Annotated in this window: 19 protein-coding genes; 14 read left to right on the forward strand and 5 right to left on the reverse strand. The window is 44.0% G+C overall.

What is annotated here, in order from left to right; translation table 11 throughout:
* Position 1 precedes the first annotated feature (1 nt).
* The gene (locus MKX34_RS06140; protein WP_076297150.1) at positions 2 to 967 is read left to right on the forward strand and encodes a nitronate monooxygenase family protein; all 966 of its coding nucleotides are present in this window, start codon (positions 2 to 4) and stop codon (positions 965 to 967) included.
* A gap of 84 nt (positions 968 to 1051) precedes the next feature.
* Here the strand turns inward: MKX34_RS06140 and MKX34_RS06145 are convergent, their stop codons facing one another.
* A complete protein-coding gene (locus MKX34_RS06145; RefSeq protein WP_036681827.1) occupies positions 1052 to 2146 on the reverse strand; it encodes a Xaa-Pro peptidase family protein in 1095 nt (364 codons plus the stop codon).
* A 225-nt stretch (positions 2147 to 2371) separates the two neighbouring features.
* Here MKX34_RS06145 and MKX34_RS06150 point away from each other — a divergent pair, with 225 nt between their 5' ends.
* Positions 2372 to 3214 (forward strand): SDR family oxidoreductase, encoded by an 843-nt coding sequence (locus tag MKX34_RS06150; RefSeq protein WP_076297141.1) that lies wholly within the window; start codon positions 2372 to 2374, stop codon positions 3212 to 3214.
* A gap of 25 nt (positions 3215 to 3239) precedes the next feature.
* Positions 3240 to 3743, forward strand: coding sequence for a GNAT family N-acetyltransferase (locus MKX34_RS06155; protein WP_076297142.1), 504 nt, complete (start codon positions 3240 to 3242; stop codon positions 3741 to 3743).
* A gap of 17 nt (positions 3744 to 3760) precedes the next feature.
* Here the strand turns inward: MKX34_RS06155 and MKX34_RS06160 are convergent, their stop codons facing one another.
* Positions 3761 to 4105 carry a helix-turn-helix domain-containing protein gene (locus tag MKX34_RS06160; RefSeq protein ID WP_076297143.1) on the reverse strand — a complete coding sequence of 115 codons (345 nt, stop codon included), beginning with the start codon at positions 4103 to 4105 and terminating at the stop codon, positions 3761 to 3763.
* A gap of 91 nt (positions 4106 to 4196) precedes the next feature.
* Here MKX34_RS06160 and MKX34_RS06165 point away from each other — a divergent pair, with 91 nt between their 5' ends.
* The 10 genes from MKX34_RS06165 (at position 4197) to MKX34_RS06210 (ending at position 12340) form a co-directional block, all read left to right on the forward strand.
* The gene (locus tag MKX34_RS06165) at positions 4197 to 4457 is read left to right on the forward strand and encodes a YqkE family protein (RefSeq protein ID WP_076297144.1); all 261 of its coding nucleotides are present in this window, start codon (positions 4197 to 4199) and stop codon (positions 4455 to 4457) included.
* A 228-nt stretch (positions 4458 to 4685) separates the two neighbouring features.
* Positions 4686 to 5633, forward strand: coding sequence for an ABC transporter permease (locus MKX34_RS06170; protein ID WP_036681839.1), 948 nt, complete (start codon positions 4686 to 4688; stop codon positions 5631 to 5633).
* A gap of 2 nt (positions 5634 to 5635) precedes the next feature.
* Positions 5636 to 6580: an iron chelate uptake ABC transporter family permease subunit gene (locus MKX34_RS06175; protein ID WP_036681842.1), complete on the forward strand. Its 945-nt coding sequence runs from the start codon at positions 5636 to 5638 to the stop codon at positions 6578 to 6580.
* A complete protein-coding gene (locus tag MKX34_RS06180; RefSeq protein WP_036681845.1) occupies positions 6574 to 7329 on the forward strand; it encodes an ABC transporter ATP-binding protein in 756 nt (251 codons plus the stop codon). The genes MKX34_RS06175 and MKX34_RS06180 overlap by 7 nt, the downstream gene beginning before the upstream one ends.
* Before the next feature lie 121 nt (positions 7330 to 7450).
* Entirely contained in the window at positions 7451 to 8455 is a 1005-nt protein-coding gene (locus MKX34_RS06185; protein ID WP_303396593.1) for a siderophore ABC transporter substrate-binding protein, read from the forward strand.
* 166 nt (positions 8456 to 8621) lie between these two features.
* Entirely contained in the window at positions 8622 to 9125 is a 504-nt protein-coding gene (locus MKX34_RS06190) for a sigma-70 family RNA polymerase sigma factor (protein ID WP_038569189.1), read from the forward strand.
* Positions 9118 to 10311 (forward strand): anti-sigma factor, encoded by a 1194-nt coding sequence (locus MKX34_RS06195; protein ID WP_076297145.1) that lies wholly within the window; start codon positions 9118 to 9120, stop codon positions 10309 to 10311. The genes MKX34_RS06190 and MKX34_RS06195 overlap by 8 nt, the downstream gene beginning before the upstream one ends.
* Before the next feature lie 202 nt (positions 10312 to 10513).
* Positions 10514 to 11020, forward strand: a complete 507-nt coding sequence (locus MKX34_RS06200) for a metallophosphoesterase (RefSeq protein WP_036681852.1) — start codon at positions 10514 to 10516, stop codon at positions 11018 to 11020.
* Between the two features lie 102 nt (positions 11021 to 11122).
* Complete coding sequence (locus MKX34_RS06205) at positions 11123 to 11584, forward strand: GNAT family N-acetyltransferase (protein ID WP_076297146.1); 462 nt, start codon at positions 11123 to 11125, stop codon at positions 11582 to 11584.
* A gap of 33 nt (positions 11585 to 11617) precedes the next feature.
* Positions 11618 to 12340: an HAD family hydrolase gene (locus MKX34_RS06210; RefSeq protein ID WP_076297147.1), complete on the forward strand. Its 723-nt coding sequence runs from the start codon at positions 11618 to 11620 to the stop codon at positions 12338 to 12340.
* 321 nt (positions 12341 to 12661) lie between these two features.
* Here MKX34_RS06210 and MKX34_RS06215 read toward each other — a convergent pair whose 3' ends face one another.
* Both MKX34_RS06215 and MKX34_RS06220 read right to left on the reverse strand, forming a co-directional pair.
* Positions 12662 to 13768 (reverse strand): FAD:protein FMN transferase, encoded by a 1107-nt coding sequence (locus MKX34_RS06215; RefSeq protein ID WP_036681858.1) that lies wholly within the window; start codon positions 13766 to 13768, stop codon positions 12662 to 12664.
* A 173-nt stretch (positions 13769 to 13941) separates the two neighbouring features.
* On the reverse strand, positions 13942 to 14874 hold the full coding sequence (locus MKX34_RS06220) for a glycosyltransferase family 2 protein (protein ID WP_076297148.1): 933 nt from the start codon (positions 14872 to 14874) through the stop codon (positions 13942 to 13944).
* Between the two features lie 235 nt (positions 14875 to 15109).
* On the opposite strand from MKX34_RS06220, the gene MKX34_RS06225 reads away from it, so the two are divergent.
* Positions 15110 to 15832: a DsbA family oxidoreductase gene (locus tag MKX34_RS06225; protein ID WP_036681863.1), complete on the forward strand. Its 723-nt coding sequence runs from the start codon at positions 15110 to 15112 to the stop codon at positions 15830 to 15832.
* A 138-nt stretch (positions 15833 to 15970) separates the two neighbouring features.
* On the opposite strand, the gene MKX34_RS06230 is transcribed toward MKX34_RS06225, so the two are convergent.
* The gene (locus tag MKX34_RS06230) at positions 15971 to 17551 is read right to left on the reverse strand and encodes an oleate hydratase (RefSeq protein ID WP_076128088.1); all 1581 of its coding nucleotides are present in this window, start codon (positions 17549 to 17551) and stop codon (positions 15971 to 15973) included.
* Positions 17552 to 17636 lie beyond the last annotated feature (85 nt).

Below are 17636 nucleotides of genomic sequence, written 5' to 3' on the forward strand. Positions count from 1 at the left end.
GATGAAATGGAACACCCGTATTACGGAGTTATTGTACATAGAATATCCTATTATTCAAGGAGGACTTGCTTATTTAGGTTATGCAGACCTCGCGGCTGCGGTTTCAAATAGCGGTGGACTGGGTCAGGTCACAGCAATGAGTCTTCCGGATGCTGAGGCCTTACGTGCAGAAATACGGCGGGTACGAACACTAACAGACAAGCCATTTGGTGTTAATTTTGCTATCGGCATGCATGGGATTGGTTATGAAGACCGGGTGCAGGTCGCCATCGACGAGCAGGTTCCCGTGGTGAGCCTCACTGGAGGGAATCCAGCCCCTATACTGGAAATGTTACTGCCCACCGATATTAAAACGCTCGTGCTCGTCTCCTCACGCAGACAAGCCCAAAAGGCCGAACAATTAGGCGCTTCTGCGGTTATTGTTGTTGGGCAAGAGGGCGGGGGTCACTTAGGGCGTGACGATGTTGGAACCATGGTGCTCGTTCCTCAAGTGGTCGATGCGGTTAATATCCCTGTGATTGCTTCAGGAGGGATCGGAGATGGCCGTGGATGGATGGCTGCTCATGCGCTTGGGGCTGAGGGAATCGAAATGGGCACTCGTTTCGTTGCTACAGTGGAATGTGTGCACGCGGCTGTTTCTTATAAAAAAGCTTTAGTAGAAAGCTCAGAGTCGGATACGGTTGTAATCAAACGTTCTATTGGAGCACCCGCACGAGTGTTGCGTAGTGACTACATTGATCAAATTCTTGAAATCGAGCGCGTGACACCGACCTATGAAGCATTAAAAGAATATATCAGTGGTGCAGCCAACAAGCGCTGGATCTATGATGATATCAAAGAAGAGGGCATCGGCTGGGCAGGTCAAGTGACAGGAATGATCCAAGATATTCCTACAGTCGCGGAGCTGATCGGCAGGATGGTGAAAGAGGCTAAGTTGGTTCGCGGGATGTGGGGAACACAGGTTTGAATTTAAAAAAACACAGAGCGGCGATTCTCTCATTATTGGAGGAATCGCTGCTCTGTGTTTTTGACCGTGGCTTGTAATTCTTTTCTACAAATGAAGAATAGTCAGTTCCTTAGGGAAGCTTGTTAAGGTCTCTGCGCCTTCAGCTGTAATAATCAGATCATCTTCGATACGCACACCCGCTAGTCCAGGCACATAAATTCCTGGCTCAACGGTGAACACATTGCCGATCTCGATAATGTCATCGTTCTGTCCGTGAAGTGATGGATATTCATGAACATCCATACCCAGTCCGTGTCCGACACGGTGCAAGAAATATTCCCCGAATCCAGCTTCCTCAATTACATCACGTGCAGCTTTGTCGACTGAGCCGAAAGGTGCTCCAGGATTGGAGGCAGCGATCCCAGCTTCGTTGGCAGCCAGCACAGTGTTATAAATAGTGATTAGCTTGTCGTCCACGGATTCAATTGCAAAGGTACGTGTAATATCAGAAGCATAACCATCGGCATACACCCCGATATCAAACATCAGGAAATCGCCTGGCTGAATGACCCGGTTGCCAGGAACACCGTGAGGTAGGGCAGTTTTCGGACCAGAAAGCACCATAGTGTCGAAGGAAGGACCGGAAGCGCCAACCTTTTTCATTAGATATTCTAGCTCCGCTACTAGATCGTTTTCTGTAACACCTGTTTTTACGTGGGTAAGAACGCGGCGCAAGGCTTCCTCAACTAGCTCAGCGGCATGTTTCATGCGCTTAACTTCATCCGGGGTCTTTTTGGAGCGCATGCTGCGCAGCAATGGACCAATATCACTAAACCGTTCAGCTGGAACAGCAGCGGTTAGGTGTTCAAAACGGGCTACTGAGAAATGTTCCTTCTCTATGCCAAGAGTTCCAAGCTTGCTGCTGCCGAAACAATCTTTTAGCAGGTTATAGGGATTATCAGTGTCACTGTGAGTTAGGATTTTGGTGACCGAAGAAGCCGCTTGAGCCGCTTCTGCATCCAATGCAGGCAGAATGAGCATAGGCTCTTCTCCGCGTATCAGCAGCAGACCCAGAAAACGTTCATGCGGATCGCTGGCGAAGCCGGTTAAGTAGTAGACATGCTTGGGATCTGTTACGAGCAGGGCATCCAGGCCTTCGCCCGCCATTTGCTGCTCTAGGCTTGTCAGAGCATTATTCATAGTTGGTGTTCCCCTTTCAACTTCACGATTAGAACTGCAATATTCCTATTATAGATCAAAAATAGACCAGACGCACCTGACGAACTATAACTATCGTTGGCTAATCATGACATGAAGCTTTTCTTAACCCTACTAGTTGGTGTAACATATCTTTAAATATACTTCTCCTAAGGTTAGGCTAAAGCTTATTCGGGTACGGTTGTTGAGAGAGGAGTGATTCTTGGAATGAGAGGAACAATCGCACTTGTTACCGGAGCGAATTCCGGTATGGGGCTGGCTACAACAGTTGAACTGGCTCGCAAGGGAGCCAAAGTCATTATGGTTTGCCGTAATCGCCAGCGGGGAGAAGAAGCACTTGCTGCCGCCAAACAAAAGAGCCACTCCGAGGATATCGAGCTCATGTTGTGTGATCTGGCTTCACTTGAGAGCATTCGCAGCTTTGCTGAGGAATTTACTATGAAATATCCGATGCTAGACATACTTATCAATAACGCCGGGGTAGTCACGATTAAGCGTCAGCTTACGAAGGACGGCTTTGAGATGGATCTTGGCGTAAATCATTTGGGGCATTTTCTACTTACAAATCTGTTACTTAAGTCGTTGCAGGCAGCAGAGCAAGGCCGTATCATTGTGGTTGCCTCCGGTGCTTACAAAATAGGTGCGCTCCATTATGAAGATCCAACCCTGGCTCGCCGTTTTAATCCTGCAAAAGCCTATGCCCGATCCAAGCTAGCCAATATTCTGTTCACGCGGGAGCTGGCTTCGCGTCTTCACGGAACAAGGGTGACGGTGAATTGCTTGCATCCAGGTGCAGTGGGGACGAATATAGGTGTAAACCGGCAGACAGGCTTCGGCAAGTCGGTACTTAAGTTACTCTCATACTTTTTCTTAACACCTGAACAAGGCGCCGATACAGCGATTTATTTGGCTACAGATCCTGATCTTGGAGAGGTAACCGGTCAATATTATTATCGAAGAAAGATTAAACAACTGTCTCCCAGAGCGCAGAATACAATAGAGGCCGAACGGCTGTGGCAATGGAGCCAGGAGCAGGTCGGCCTGAGTTAATTAACACATTTGGAGGAATTAAGGGATGAATTGGGAGAACAGCAGAATTGAAGATGCGACATCTGCAGACTTAGCAGCTATTGTAGATATTTATAACTCAACGATTGCTGGGAGGATGGTAACTGCAGATCTGGAACCCATTACTGTTGCAGACCGGGAGAAATGGTTTCTTGAGCATAACAGCCATCACCGTCCCTTATGGGTACTGAAGCAAGGAGATGAAATTGCAGCATGGTTCAGTTTTCAATCCTTCTATGGTCGTCCAGCGTATAATGTAACAGCAGAAATCAGCGTATACGTGAATGAAAAGTTCCGTGGTGGTGGTGCTGGCAGAATTCTTCTGACAGAGGCCATTGAGAAAGCTCCTAGTCTCGGAATTAAGAATCTAGTCGGCTTTGTGTTTGGACATAATGTTCCAAGCCTTGGTTTGCTGAAAAAATTTGGTTTTAAAGAGTGGGGAATGCTGCCGGGTGTGGCTGAACTTGACGGTATAGAGCGCGATTTAGTCATTGTAGGCCTTAAAGTCTAAAACACCAGATAAAACGCTTACATTTTGAGAGTTGGATTTAGGTTATCGGTGTCGCAATCGACCCATTCTTTGGACCAACTCTGTAAGTCTCGGATGACTGATTCCAGGGCAAGACCTTTATCCGTCAAAGAATATTGGATTCGCACGGGGGTCTCTGGGAACACTTTTCGAAGAACGATCCCTTCCTGTTCCAGCTCTTTGAGCCGTTCGGAAAGCAGTCTTCCACTGATGGGCAATGCCGCTTCAATTACATTGAAACGTTGGGGTCCTTGAAGGAGCTGGTAGATAATTAAACCAGTCCAACGCCTGCCGATAATATCCATACTTTTTTGTAGCCGGGGACATAAATCATTGGACTTCATAGGGCTCACCTCTTAGTAAACATTATAAACGAAAAGACCAATAACTTAAACAAATTCCAATTTAATTCAGTACTAGAAAGGATGATGGACAGTGGCTAAAAAAAAGAAAATGCCTACCACACCAAGAGCCGCTACGAATGATGGCCCTGCTACGTTAAAAGACCTGCTAAGCAGTGATGTTCTAGGAAAGCTGAAGGCGCAATCTGATGCGTTGAAAGCGGAGGAAAATGACCGTAAAGAAGCTGCCCGTAAGGCAGTGGAAGATCAGCGCAAGGCTGAGCAGAAGCGGTTGGATAATGATTTTGCACATCTGCTGGAGAACAGTAATCAGGATTGGAAGAAATTTAAATAAATCCTATGGCTTCTCGCTAAAAATATGGCAGAGATTAAAGAGGCACCCGTTAGGGTGTCTTTTTTTATGTAACTTAAGCAGATAAGCCTAAGTCTTAATTATTTTAAATTTAAGTATATGAAAGGGTTGACCCTCAAAGTGGGCTTAGGTATAATTTAAAACATTGCGAATGAAAATCATTATCATAAAATCGCATTTGTAAACTATTAAACAGATAAGGAACAACTCATGAAACTAAAATATTTGTCCCTACTTCTAATAGTATTTTCATTTATATCTTTGTTTATAGGCGTTAAAGATATATCCCCATTAGATCTCTTTCATCTTACGGAATCTCAAGCACAGACCTTGCTGGTAAGCCGGATTCCCCGGTTAGCCGCATTGATTATCGCTGGAGTCAGCATGAGTATTGCCGGATTAATTATGCAACAGCTGTCACGCAATAAATTCGTCTCACCGACTACGGCAGGGACGATGGATTCCGCAAAATTTGGTATTCTCGTATCCCTCATGTTATTCACAGGCGCAACGCCAATGCAGAAATTGCTTGTTGCTTTTGTTTTTGCGCTATTGGGCACCTTTATTTTTATGAGAATCCTGGATCGGATCAAGTTCAAGGATAGTATTTTTATCCCGCTGGTCGGACTCATGTTCGGCAACATTGTAGGCTCGATTACAACATTTTTTGCGTATAAAAATGATTTGATTCAGAATATTTCATCTTGGATGCTTGGGGATTTCTCGACGATTATCAAAGGCCAATACGAATTAATTTATATCAGCATTCCACTTGTCATTCTGGCGTACCTCTTCGCTAATAAATTTACGGTAGCCGGTATGGGCGAGGATTTCTCCGTTAATCTTGGCATGAACTACAAAGCGGTGGTCAACGTGGGATTGGTAATTGTAGCGTTAATCTCTTCTGTTGTCATTTTAACCGTAGGTACGATTCCATTTCTGGGTCTAGTAGTACCTAACATTGTAACGTTGTACATAGGGGATAACCTCAAAAAAAGTCTGGCGCATACAGCCATTCTCGGAGCGGTGTTCCTCCTGTTCTGCGATATTCTGGGCAGGCTCATTATCTATCCATATGAAATATCAATCAGTCTCACGGTAGGCGTCATCGGTAGTGGTCTGTTTATCTACTTGCTGATGAGAAGAAAGGCGAACTAGAGATGAAGACAAAACTAACTATATTATCAATAAGTGCTGTCGCTCTCATCGTCTTGTTTATGACGTATCATGCTTTGGGAAATTGGGACTACGTTCTGCCCAGCCGGGGAAGAAAGCTGGCGGCCATTCTGATTACCGGAGCTGTGATAGCTGTCTCTACCGTAGTTTTTCAGAGCATCACGAACAATCGTATTTTGACACCAAGTATTCTCGGGCTCGATTCCCTGTACATGTTAATCCAGACGTTCGGTGTTTATGCCTTAGGTTCATCGAATATGACCTTTATGAATAAAAACATCAACTTCTTGTTCTCTGCGTGCCTCATGGTCCTGTTTTCAGGCGTATTGTATAAGCTAATGTTCCGTAGGGAAGGACAAAATATTTATTTCCTGCTGCTGGTAGGGCTGATCATGGGGACGATGTTCCAGAGCGCGTCTTCTTTTATGGAAGTGCTTATTGATCCGAACGAATTCCTGATTCTACAGGGGAAAATGTTCGCCAGCTTCAACAATGTCAGCAGTGACCTATTGATTCTTTCCACCATTGTTCTGACGCTAACTACGTTGTACTTCCTGCGATTTGTTAAGTATTTGGATGTTATTTCGCTTGGAAAAGACGAAGCCATTAATCTGGGGATCAATTATGACTATGTAGTCAAAAGGCTGCTAGTTATTGTATCTATCTACGTTTCGATCTCGACGGCTTTAGTGGGGCCAATCACTTTCTTAGGTTTGTTGGTAGCTAATGTAGGACACCAGTTGTTCCGTACCTATAAGCATGCCTATCTGATTCCTGGAACGATTCTGCTGAGCATTGTTGCGCTTGTCGGCGGGCAGTTCCTGGTCGAACGTGTTTTTGGATTCAATACTACGGTTAGTGTGATTATCAATTTTGCAGGCGGCGTCTACTTCGTCTATCTGCTGTTAAAGGAGAATAAGTCGTGGTAGAAGTTAAAAATTTAACCAAACGTTATGGCGGAGTAACCGTCGTTGATGATGTGTCCTTGTCCATTAAAAAGGGCGCAATCACCTCGTTTATCGGACCAAATGGTGCGGGTAAAAGTACACTGCTCTCCATGATCAGCAGACTTATCTCCAAAGACGCGGGAGAGGTGCTGATCGAAGGTAAGGAAATCGGTACCTGCAAAAGTAATGAGCTTGCTCGTAAAATATCGGTGTTAAAGCAGTCCAATCATATTAGCGTACGCCTCACTGTGAAGGAGCTCGTTTCTTTTGGGAGATTCCCGTATTCACAGGGGAAGCTGAGTCCGGAGGATCGGGCGTTCGTTGACGAAGCGATTGCTTACATGGATCTCCAAGAGATGCAGGATAAATATATTGATCAGCTCAGTGGAGGGCAACGCCAGCGGGCATATATTGCCATGGTCATGGCTCAGGATACAGAGTACATTCTGCTCGACGAACCGCTCAACAACCTTGATATGAAGCATTCCGTCCAAATTATGAAGGTGCTTCGCCGCTTGGTGGACGAGAAGGGGAAGACGATTGTGCTCGTTATCCACGATATTAACTTTGCTTCTTGTTACTCTGACTACATTGTTGCGCTTAAAAATGGAAGAGTAGCTTCCTCGGGTACAGCGGATGAAATTATAGATTCTGCAGTTCTTAAAGAGGTATATGACATGGACATTCCTATTGAAACTATAGGAGGCCGAAAAATCGGTGTCTATTTCTAAAAGGTAACTATTACTATGCGGATATTATTATGACGTAACGTAAGAAGTGAAAGGCGCCAGCTTCTTAACGCATACGCGAATAATTCAAATAGCTTCACTATAAAAATTAGGGGTGAATACATTGAAGAAGAACTTATCTTTACTGATTATGACAGTATTTCTTGCGGTAATCTTGGCGGCTTGCGGCTCCAATAATGCAGCAACTTCAAATAACAACACAGCAGCGGCAGGCAATTCGGAGGCTACTACTGCACCAACAACGGAAGCAACTACAGCACCGACAGAGCTTACTTTCAAGCATGCGCTTGGCGAAACAACTATCAAAAGCAATCCGCAAAAAGTGGTTGTTTTTGACTTCGGTACACTGGATACGCTGGATAAACTGGGCGTAGAGGTGACTGGAGTGCCTCAAAGTAATGTACCGGCTTATCTCTCTAAATATAACGATGCTAAATATGAGAATGTTGGTGGTTTGAAAGAGCCTGACTTCGAAAAAATAAACAGTCTTTCTCCGGACCTGATCATCATTTCCGGCAGACAACAGGATTCTTATGAAGAATTCAGCAAAATTGCACCTACTCTGTATGTGGCTGTAGATAATGCAAACTATATGGAATCTTTTACGAATAACGTGAAAATGCTGGGTCAAATTTTTGGAAAAGAAGCAGAAGTAGAAACTGAGCTTGCGACTATCAATGATTCCATCAAAGCTTTGAATACGAAGGCAACAGCTGATGGCAAAAAAGCACTTGTTATTCTCGCGAATGAAGGAAAAATCAGTGCTTACGGTGCAGGTTCCCGTTTTGGGATTATCCATGATGTGTTCGGATTTGCACAGGCAGATGATAAAATTGAAGTATCCACTCACGGACAAAGCGTATCTTACGAATATGTAGCGGATAAGAACCCGGATTATCTGTTTGTAGTAGACAGAGATGCGGTTGTGAAGAGTGATGGCGGTGAATCCGGTTCAGCTAAAAAAGCAGTTGAAAACGATCTAGTGAAGAATACAAATGCCTTTAAAAACGGTAAGATCATCTACTTGGATCCTAACTACTGGTATTTGTCCGGTGGCGGTTTAATATCCGTTAGCGAAATGCTCAAAGAAGTTGAAGTTGTTCTGTAAGCAGAGTAACTTGGTGAATTAAAAAGCCTGTTGGCGGGAGTAATACTCCTTGCCAGCAGGCTTTTTTCGCTTTTTTCCATAGATTTACTGGTATATTCATACTAGTTGCTAAATTTATCTGTAACTTTTCAGGCTGGGATACGTGGTTAGGTTAAGGGGGGAGTGCATGAAGCGAAATTCATTGGATGAAATATATCAGATGTATGTGATGGATATTTACCGCTATTTGCGCTCCCTTTGTGGTGATCATTATGCGGCTGAAGATTTGATGCAAGAAACCTTTTATCGCGCTTATCTACATTTGGAGAATTGTAAAGAAGAGAAGATTAAACCATGGCTGTTCCGTGTCGCTTATAACGCCTTCGTAGATTACAAGCGAAAGGAAGGCCGCAGTACAGTTCAGAGTGAGGATTATTTCAAAAAGCTTGCTCATCCAGATACCACAGAAAGCACACTGCTTCATCAGGAACGTTGGGAAGAGATGAGGATAGCGGTAAGTGAGCTACCGGACAATCAGAGAAATGCACTGCTGCTGCATGATTTTCATGGGCTGAGTTATCGGGAAGCATCGGACATTATGGATGTGGGCTTGTCCCAATATAAGATATTGATCTTTCGGGCCAGACAGAAGCTGCGTGAGGCAGAGCGGAGGAGAAATGAACATGAGTGAAGAGTTTAAGGAGAAGTTAAGAAGGTATGGCGAAGGCACTCTTGCTGATGAGGATAGGGATGAGGTTGAGCGTGAGTTAGAGAAGATGGAAGCTTACCAGGCTTATCTGGATGAACTCATGGGCGAAGAAAAGCCGGCTCCAGATGAGGAGAAGAGCATAAAATTCGGAAAGGGTAAAAGAAACAGACCCGGCAAAGAAAAAAAGATCATCCGCCGTGGCAAGTGGAAAGCACGTATATCGAATACTTTAACGGTGATTTCTGCGTTTTTGATTTTTTTGATTGTCAGCAGTATCATCACAGCGGTATTTTATAGCACTGGAGAAAGAGGAGAGACTTACCGTGATGTCGTTTCTTCCGCAATTGCTGTTTCACAGCCGAATACGATCGTCCATTTGAGTAGTGATTCCGGACCGTTTTTTAGTATGAATCTGCAGGGTGAAATAATAAAACAAATTGGTGATGCGCGGATTAATGTTGGAGATTATTCGATGAAGTTTCTATTAGGCTGGCCTAGAATCTATAGTTATTCATGGACATATGAACGCAGTGGGACAGGTAATTACTTTATCTATCCCATTGAGAACCAGTCTGCAGAAAATAGGATGGATGACAGCAGTGAGTGGGAAAAACTAGAGAAGCTCCCTGAAGGTACGGTAGGAGAAGCCTATTTGTCTTTTGAACAATTTTTTACGACAGATGAGCTATTGAAGAAGTTTCAGCATAAAAATCTTGAACTTTTATGGTTCGCAGCAGATACAGGTCCAAGGACACAAGAGCCAGTAATAAATGATCCCTTAGGATTTCCAAGTATGCCTATCTGGCATGCTGATGATATGAAGGTGACACAAGAATCAAAGAAAAAGTGGGGTTGGTTTGGAGGGGTGACTAGCCGCATGAGTGTTTCTCCATCTGTTGACTCATATGGGGATGGTGAACTGCGTAATGCGAACTTCCTTAAGACACTGCACTTAATGCAGGAGCATAAATCGATCGCCAACAAGGTAATTCCGTTTATTGATCTGGATGACTCCATTAGCTATCTGGAGAAGAACGGAGTTAGGCTGTATGGAGCTGTCGTAACCGGTCCGGTTAAAGAGTTGCTCAAGTTAAAGGAAGAAAAATGGGTCAGTAATATTCATGTTGAAGAAGTAAGATTATGGAATTGGCAGGATAGAGAGAACTGAGTTGGGATGCTAAATACTGTAGAAGGTAGTAAGCGTAAATGATTTCTTCGTAATTACTTAATGGCAGTCGGATATGCCCTGTGTTAGTGGGGTGTACCCGGCTTTTCTGTGTGGGAGAAGTCACAGAACTTGCTTCTCGTTTAAGCAAATCGTACAATTATTTGAATATGAGATGAGTATGATAGATTAGGAGCTGAGTTATATGAAAGTAGGCGTGGTATCAGATACACATATGACAAGAATGGCTAAGTCTCTGCCCAAAGCGCTTGTTGCTGAATTCCGGAATGTAGACTTGATTCTGCATCTTGGAGATTGGGTGAGTATGGGAATCTACGATTTGTTGGCTGAATTAGCTCCAGTGGAAGGGATTGCTGGAAATAACGATGGAATAGAGATCATTGAGCGTTTCGGGGAGCGCAAGCTGCTAACGCTTGAGGGAGTCCGGATCGGAATGGTCCATGGGCATACGCCACACTCCCGCAAAGGAACGGACGGGAATGCGCTGCTTGCTTTTGCGAACGATAAGGTGGATTGTATTCTTTTTGGTCATTCGCATCAGCCTTTATTGCGGGAAGAGAATGGGATTCTGCTCTTTAATCCAGGATCGCCAACAGATAAACGACGTGAGAAACTGTATTCCTTCGGAATTTTGGATATCGAAGAGGGTAAAGTCAGTGCCCGGCATGTGTTCTACGATTCCAAAGAATAAGAATAATTGTCCAAATGATCTGGCGTTCGCTCCATGGTGCACGGTACGGCTGAAATATACAATAACGTTAAAACGGCCCAAGCCGGAAAGTGAGCGCTGAGGATGAACAACTATCGTATTGAACGTGCGATCTATGATGATTTGGAACGGCTTATCCCATTGTTTGATGAGTATCGGGTATTTTATGGGGCAGTCTCTGATCTGGATGGTGCACGTGCTTTTTTATCAGATCGATTGAAGCTGAACGAATCGGTAATCTTTATTGCGGTGGAGGGAGAAGGCGAGGAGAAAAGAGCGTGGGGCTTCACTCAGCTCTATCCCTCTTTTTCATCGGTATCTATGGAACGTCTCTGGATATTGAATGATCTATATGTAACTACAGAACTGCGGGGACATGGGCTCGGCTCCAAGCTGCTGGAAAGTGCCAGAGCTCATGCGCTCGCTACGAATACGAAGGGCTTGTCCCTGACAACAATGACGGCGAATGTGGGGGCACAGCGTTTATATGAAGCGCATGGCTACATTCGGGATGATGATTTTTATACCTATAACCTTTTTTTCTAAAGCTAGAGAGAAAGATGAGTAAGGGGCGTTAAAGTGGATACAAGTAATAAGCTGGCAATCTTTTTTGACCTTGATGATACTTTATATGATCATTTGGTTCCTTTTAAAGAAGCGGTGCGTCAAGTGCTTAGACCGGATGAGAACAGTCTGGACTTTGCAGAATTATTTTATAAAGTAAGACATCATAGTGATGTATTATGGCCTATGTATTTACGTGGAGAAATTCCGCTGGAGGAGACTAGGGTACGCCGATTGGAGCTTGCTTTTGCAGAGTATGGTTTACAGCTTGATCGTGACCAAGCCACGGCGGTACAAGCGGCATACATTGGCCGTCAGTACACCATTCAATTGATAGATGGAGTCCGGGAGCAATTGGAAAGGTTCATTGCTGCTGGTCATAAAGTAGGTATCATTACGAATGGACCCAAAGATCATCAAATGAAAAAGATTCGCGGATTAGGTCTGGATCAGATGATCCCCGAGGAGATGATTTTTATTTCTGACGCTGTAGGTCTGGCCAAACCAGATCCGCAACTCTTTTTGCATGTAAATCAGCAGTCTGGCACTTCACCAGACCATTCACTTTATATAGGCGATACCTGGGCTAATGATGTAGTAGGAGCGCTTGCGGCTGGCTGGAAGGTCTGCTGGTATAATCCGAGAGGCAGACAGCCGGCTACGGAACATAAGCCTAGTTATATTTTCACGAATTATAAGGAATTTAGCGAGTTGCCTTTGGTGCTGCAAAAATCTTGATCGGGAATTAATTAGGGAAAAACTCCCTGAAATTAACCGATTAGAGCGCGAAATTGAGGTTATTGGGGAATTCCTCCCTAATAAAACCTAAATAAACATGGTTATAGCCATATTCGGGTGATTTTTAGGGAGGTTTTCCCTAATCGAAGGTTTACATTGAAAAAATCTATTGATTTTAGGGAGGAATTCCCTAATTATCAGGCTGCTGGGCGATGAATGGGCAATGAATATCCCTCAGCCACGCCAAAGCCCCTTTATCCACAATAAAAGAGCTTGCCTCCCAAAGCCAACAACGGCCTTATGGGGGCAAGCTCTTTTCGTTTAATCAGCGAAGCTGTACGTAGGATCAGTCAGATTCATTCTTTCTTTAATGCCTGGTGTGGCGTAGATTTTGTTGTCATCGGTAATAAAGAAAGCTTCTACATCTTCAGGTAACGACTCCAGATATTTCATACCTTCTTCGATCCCCATCAAGAACACCCCAGTGGACAAAGCATCCGCATCTGTTGCATTAGGGCTCATAATGGTCAAGCTTTTGAGACCGTTCTGAGAAGGGTAACCTGTGCGTGGATCAAGAATATGGTGATAACGAACATTGTCTTGCATAAAATAACGTTCGTAAACACCAGAAGCATCGATGACCTCATCCGCGATTTTAATCGTTCCTAGTTGTGTGCCGCGGCTTTGGTCAGGGTCTTGCAGACCAATATTCCAATCCGTTCCGTTTGGTTTCGTACCTAACGCAATAATACTGCTGCCGCCGAGGTTGATCATTGCACTGTTAAGGCCTTGCTCTTTTAAATAATCAGCGATACGGTCAGCAGCATACCCTTTGCCGATACCTCCAAGATCCAGTACCATATTTTCCTTCAGTAGCTTCACGGTCTTAGCAGCTTCGTCAATTTCAACGTCCCTGTAATTGGTTAGGCTCTTGGCTGCATCGATAGCTGCTGGATCAGGGACTTTATCTCCGCCACTACCGATGTTCCAGAGGTCGATCAGCGGACCAATCGTGGGATCGAATAGCCCGTCCATTTCTTTTGCATATTGCACGGATTGTTTTACAACATCTAAGGTCTCGTCCGAAACGACAACCGCTTCTTTTCCTGCTGCTTGATTGACTGCGTAAACCTCGCCGCCTTCTTTTGTACGGCTAAGCTCCATATCCATTCGCTCCAGCATTTGCTGGATATCATCCATATTTTTTTGGGCTACATTTTCTCCGAACACTTTGATATTCACGACCGTGTCATAGATATAAAAGGTCTGTGAGAGTGACTTGGCTTCGCCTTTTCCTGAAGCTGTTGCGCCACCCGGTGTTTCCGTCGCTTTGTCATCCTTATTTTTAGTAATTAGCCAAGCGCCGACAGCTATGACGACGATGACGATAACAACGAGGATCAACGTCGTTTTTTTGTTCTTGAACATATTCCACCATCCATAAAGTTAGTTTCTAAAACACATTATTACTATCATACCCTAGATCAGAAGTTGATGGAAATTAATTTCATGGCGTATTTACGTACAACTCCGTCTGCACGAAAAAAAAGCCCCGCAATCTGATTCGGAGCAACGCTGTGGATATAGAGGTAGCTATTAAGCTAATCTAGCATGTATTCACGGTATTTGTTTTTACGAGGATTCATTACGAAAAGGATTCCTTTGGCATAACCGCTAACGGCTTTAAAATTTCGTTTGAGAGTTTCTTTACCTGTAAGACAGGTTAACGTCCAGATCAATGCGGCATAATTCATAGGAGGTGCTTTACGTAAGTTGAGCAGATAATAATGATTGATGGCAGTGGCTCTTGCAACAACGCCCGCCTTATCCCGAGAACCCGGCGACTCATGATGAATGATTTTCATAGCTGGGTTAATGACAAGCTTGCCATAACGGCTAGCCAAATGGGACAAGTAAATATCCTCGGCAATGGAGTAACTTGTCATCCAGGGATAGGGTTTCATATCTTGTAATGCTGAGCGCCGGAATGACATATTACAGCCGTGAAAAAAATCCGTCTCAAAAACCTGCTCCTTCTCTCCCCAGAGGAATAGGGAGCCTGCAAACATGCTTGGGGATAATCTGCCCGGGGATCCAGACATTTGTCCGGTCAGCATGCCAAACAGCCGGCCCGGTTTGCTGCTGCGCATTCCTTTTGCCACACCGCCTACACCGACAATTGAATCGTCCGCTGCATAAGTATCAAGTAATCGTCGAATATATAAGGAATCATCTAATTCTGCATCATCGTCTAAATGAAGCACAATTTCAGCATTTACTAGTCCAAGTGACTCATAACGGGAAAGCCAGAGTCCCGGATTAGTCTTACGATGATATCGAAACTCAGCCTGTGGCAATTTGTTCATTATGTTACGATAATAGGTTAATCTTTCTTCAGGAATCTCACCGTCATCCACAATCCAGAGCTCGATGGAGACATTGTTTAGCTGTGTCTGCTTGCTTATAGACTCTATGCACACTGTAAGGTCGTTTATACGGTTACGGGTAGGTATCACTATAGATACATCATGCATATGGGGATCTCCCTTCGGAATTTCTGGTGTAACTTCATTTTATCTGCCCTGAAGGGGAGCGTATATACCACTTTCGTTTACTTTTTGCTTTAGCATTCACATCTATAAATGTTATTTTAATAAAAGTTAAGTTTGTAATTTTGAGTTTTTAACTATATAATAGTAAGCGACGTATATATAGTTATTACTCTTATATAACAGCTACAAATTATCAATAATATTAGGAGGTTTTTTCGTGAGAATAGATATCTGGTCCGATTATGCATGTCCTTTTTGTTATATTGGCAAAAGACGTTTGGAGAATGCGCTAAGCCAATTCCCGAACCGTGATCAAGTGGAGGTAGTATTCCGTAGCTTTCAACTGGATCCACATGCAGAGGTAAGTACAGACAAGAGTATTCATGAGCTGCTGGCTGCCAAATACGGGATGACCGTCGAAAAAGCAAAAGCAATGAACGCACAACTAGCGGAGCAAGCTAAAGATGTGGGTTTGGAATTTAATTTTGATACAGTAAAGCATACCAACACTTTCGACAGTCACCGACTGAGTCATTTTGCAAGCACAAAGGGAAAAGGTGCAGAAATGTCCGAACGTCTGCTGCGCGCCTACTTTACGGATTCATTAAATCTTGGAGATCGCAGTGTACTGGCTTCACTCGCTGCTGAAGTAGGTCTGGATCAAGCAGAAGCTGCGGCAATGCTGGAAACGGATGCTTTTGCGAATGAGGTTAATGGCGATATTGAAGAAGGAAGCCGTCTTAATATTACCGGTGTACCTTTCTTTGTATTCAACAATAAATATGCTTTATCTGGTGCACAACCAGGTCCTGTATTTACAGAGGTACTGGATACTGTGTGGGCGGAGGAACAAGCAGGACCAACGTTGCAAGTGGTTGGTAAGGGGAATTCTGAAGTATCTACCGATGATGGCTGCGCAGATGGATCTTGCAATATTTAAAGTTTGGATTCGAGTAAAACAAAAGAGCTGAGGGAGCCCTCAGCTCTTTTTGTTTTGATAAAACTGTTCTTTTGTTGCTTCCCACACTCAAAAACAAGCGCTCCCGATATCCGGAAGCGCTCGCCGCTGATTGTGGTTTTATCTGAAAGATGTAACAAAGCTTGAGAATAGTGTGCGTACATCGTATTGATATTGGTTGATTGGCTCAATAGGCCGTTCAATACCAAGTAGAGTATATACCGCAATTCTCGCTGCTCTCACGGAGTATTCTTCAGTGAATACAACGTCATCTGGAATTTCACAGAATTGTCCAATAAAGGCCAGGTTCGTGGAACCCTCAGGGACAACTTTTGGTCGGTCACTATTGAGTCTAGGCATAAACTGAGAAGTGATATAAGGCATCATGCAAGGAATACAGTTGGCGGTAGCCATGATCTCGTCCTTATGTTCTTCAAAGTGAAGATGACCGATCAATTCTTGCATAATTTCTTCGCCGGTACAATCACACATTCTCTTTTTCACGAAATCCCCAACTTTGTCTGGATACAGTCCGTAACCCCAGAACACTTTAACATGCTCAGGCTGATTGCGGAAATGCGGTTGGTAAGCTAGTACAACGGACATAAACCAGCTCGAATCCTTAAATGTGACCAAAGCGCCTGTGCCGGCACGGTTACGTGTGAAATTTTCCATTAGATCGAAGAATTTGGAGTCATGGAAAGTTACAGTAAAGGACTCCCATTTCGAACCGTCTACATGATCATCGAACGAAGAAGGATTGCCAAGACTTGGTTTCTTGGAAGCGATGTTTTCCCATAATTTCCACGAGCTTCCCTTGCCGTTAAGGCGTGGAGCAGAAGTCATAGAACCAAGGCTGGAGCCTTCGGTCATAGAACCGTTTGTGATAATTACGAGATCATCTTCTTTTACATCAATCACATCTTTGACACCTTCGCGCACTACATTCATTTGGGTTACGGTAATTCCGTCACCTTTTTTGAACTGCAGATCAGTAACTGTACATTTCAGTGTGAAATCGACACCGAATGGTTCAAGATATTTGTGCAAAGGCAGAATGATGGAATCATATTGGTTATAAGGAGTGCGAGTTACACCTTCCAGTGTTTGAATTCTTGGGAATTCATGGAAGAAACGAAGCATATATCTTTTAAACTCTACAGCGCTGTGCCAAGGTTGGAATGCAAAAGTAGTAGCCCACATATACCAGAAGTTTGTTGTGAAAAAGTGAGGGGCGAACCAGTCGTTGATACGCGCTTTACCCATTTTATCTTCTGGTGTAATAATCAGCTTGCCCATAGCGAGACGATCAGCCATATCAAAACCCATGGACAATACATCTTCTACTTTGCCGTCTTTGTTTACAAGTCTGGCGTTTGAGTGTGTTGGATTTGCGGTATCAAAAGCAATAATTTCATCCCGCACAGACAACCCCGGACGGTCGACAGAAGGAATCGTTGTTAATAGTTCCCAGAGATTCTCATAAGCTTCATCGTTGAGCATACGGCCGCCGCGGACAACGTAACCATGTTCAGCGTCACCTGCGCCGTCATTGCTACCACCAAGAATCTTCATCTCTTCAATAATGTGAATGTTTTGTCCCGGAAAATCACAGTCTCTGACCAGGTAAGCAGCGCCCGCTAAGGATGCAATTCCGCCACCGACAAAATAAACCTGTCTATTACCGTACTCTTTTTTCACAATGGTCGCCTCCAAGTAGTTGTTTAAATAATCACACTCTTAATGTAAACCAACTCCTATTTTGAAGGTATAATCAAACTCTTTA

The organism is Paenibacillus sp. FSL R5-0636, from assembly GCF_037974255.1.
Taxonomy (GTDB): Bacteria; Bacillota; Bacilli; order Paenibacillales; family Paenibacillaceae; genus Paenibacillus_AQ; species Paenibacillus_AQ odorifer.

What these genes read in the sequence shown, in the direction of transcription:
- MKX34_RS06190 (WP_038569189.1), top strand. Translation starts at nt 8,622, where the DNA reads ATGAAGCGAAATTCATTGGATGAAATATATCAGATGTATGTGATGGAT.
- MKX34_RS06155 (WP_076297142.1), top strand. Translation starts at nt 3,240, where the DNA reads ATGAATTGGGAGAACAGCAGAATTGAAGATGCGACATCTGCAGACTTA.
- MKX34_RS06200 (WP_036681852.1), top strand. Translation starts at nt 10,514, where the DNA reads ATGAAAGTAGGCGTGGTATCAGATACACATATGACAAGAATGGCTAAG.
- MKX34_RS06195 (WP_076297145.1), top strand. Translation starts at nt 9,118, where the DNA reads ATGAGTGAAGAGTTTAAGGAGAAGTTAAGAAGGTATGGCGAAGGCACT.
- MKX34_RS06215 (WP_036681858.1), bottom strand. Translation starts at nt 13,768, where the DNA reads ATGTTCAAGAACAAAAAAACGACGTTGATCCTCGTTGTTATCGTCATC.
- MKX34_RS06140 (WP_076297150.1), top strand. Translation starts at nt 2, where the DNA reads ATGAAATGGAACACCCGTATTACGGAGTTATTGTACATAGAATATCCT.
- MKX34_RS06175 (WP_036681842.1), top strand. Translation starts at nt 5,636, where the DNA reads ATGAAGACAAAACTAACTATATTATCAATAAGTGCTGTCGCTCTCATC.
- MKX34_RS06205 (WP_076297146.1), top strand. Translation starts at nt 11,123, where the DNA reads ATGAACAACTATCGTATTGAACGTGCGATCTATGATGATTTGGAACGG.
- MKX34_RS06170 (WP_036681839.1), top strand. Translation starts at nt 4,686, where the DNA reads ATGAAACTAAAATATTTGTCCCTACTTCTAATAGTATTTTCATTTATA.
- MKX34_RS06160 (WP_076297143.1), bottom strand. Translation starts at nt 4,105, where the DNA reads ATGAAGTCCAATGATTTATGTCCCCGGCTACAAAAAAGTATGGATATT.
- MKX34_RS06150 (WP_076297141.1), top strand. Translation starts at nt 2,372, where the DNA reads ATGAGAGGAACAATCGCACTTGTTACCGGAGCGAATTCCGGTATGGGG.
- MKX34_RS06220 (WP_076297148.1), bottom strand. Translation starts at nt 14,874, where the DNA reads ATGCATGATGTATCTATAGTGATACCTACCCGTAACCGTATAAACGAC.
- MKX34_RS06145 (WP_036681827.1), bottom strand. Translation starts at nt 2,146, where the DNA reads ATGAATAATGCTCTGACAAGCCTAGAGCAGCAAATGGCGGGCGAAGGC.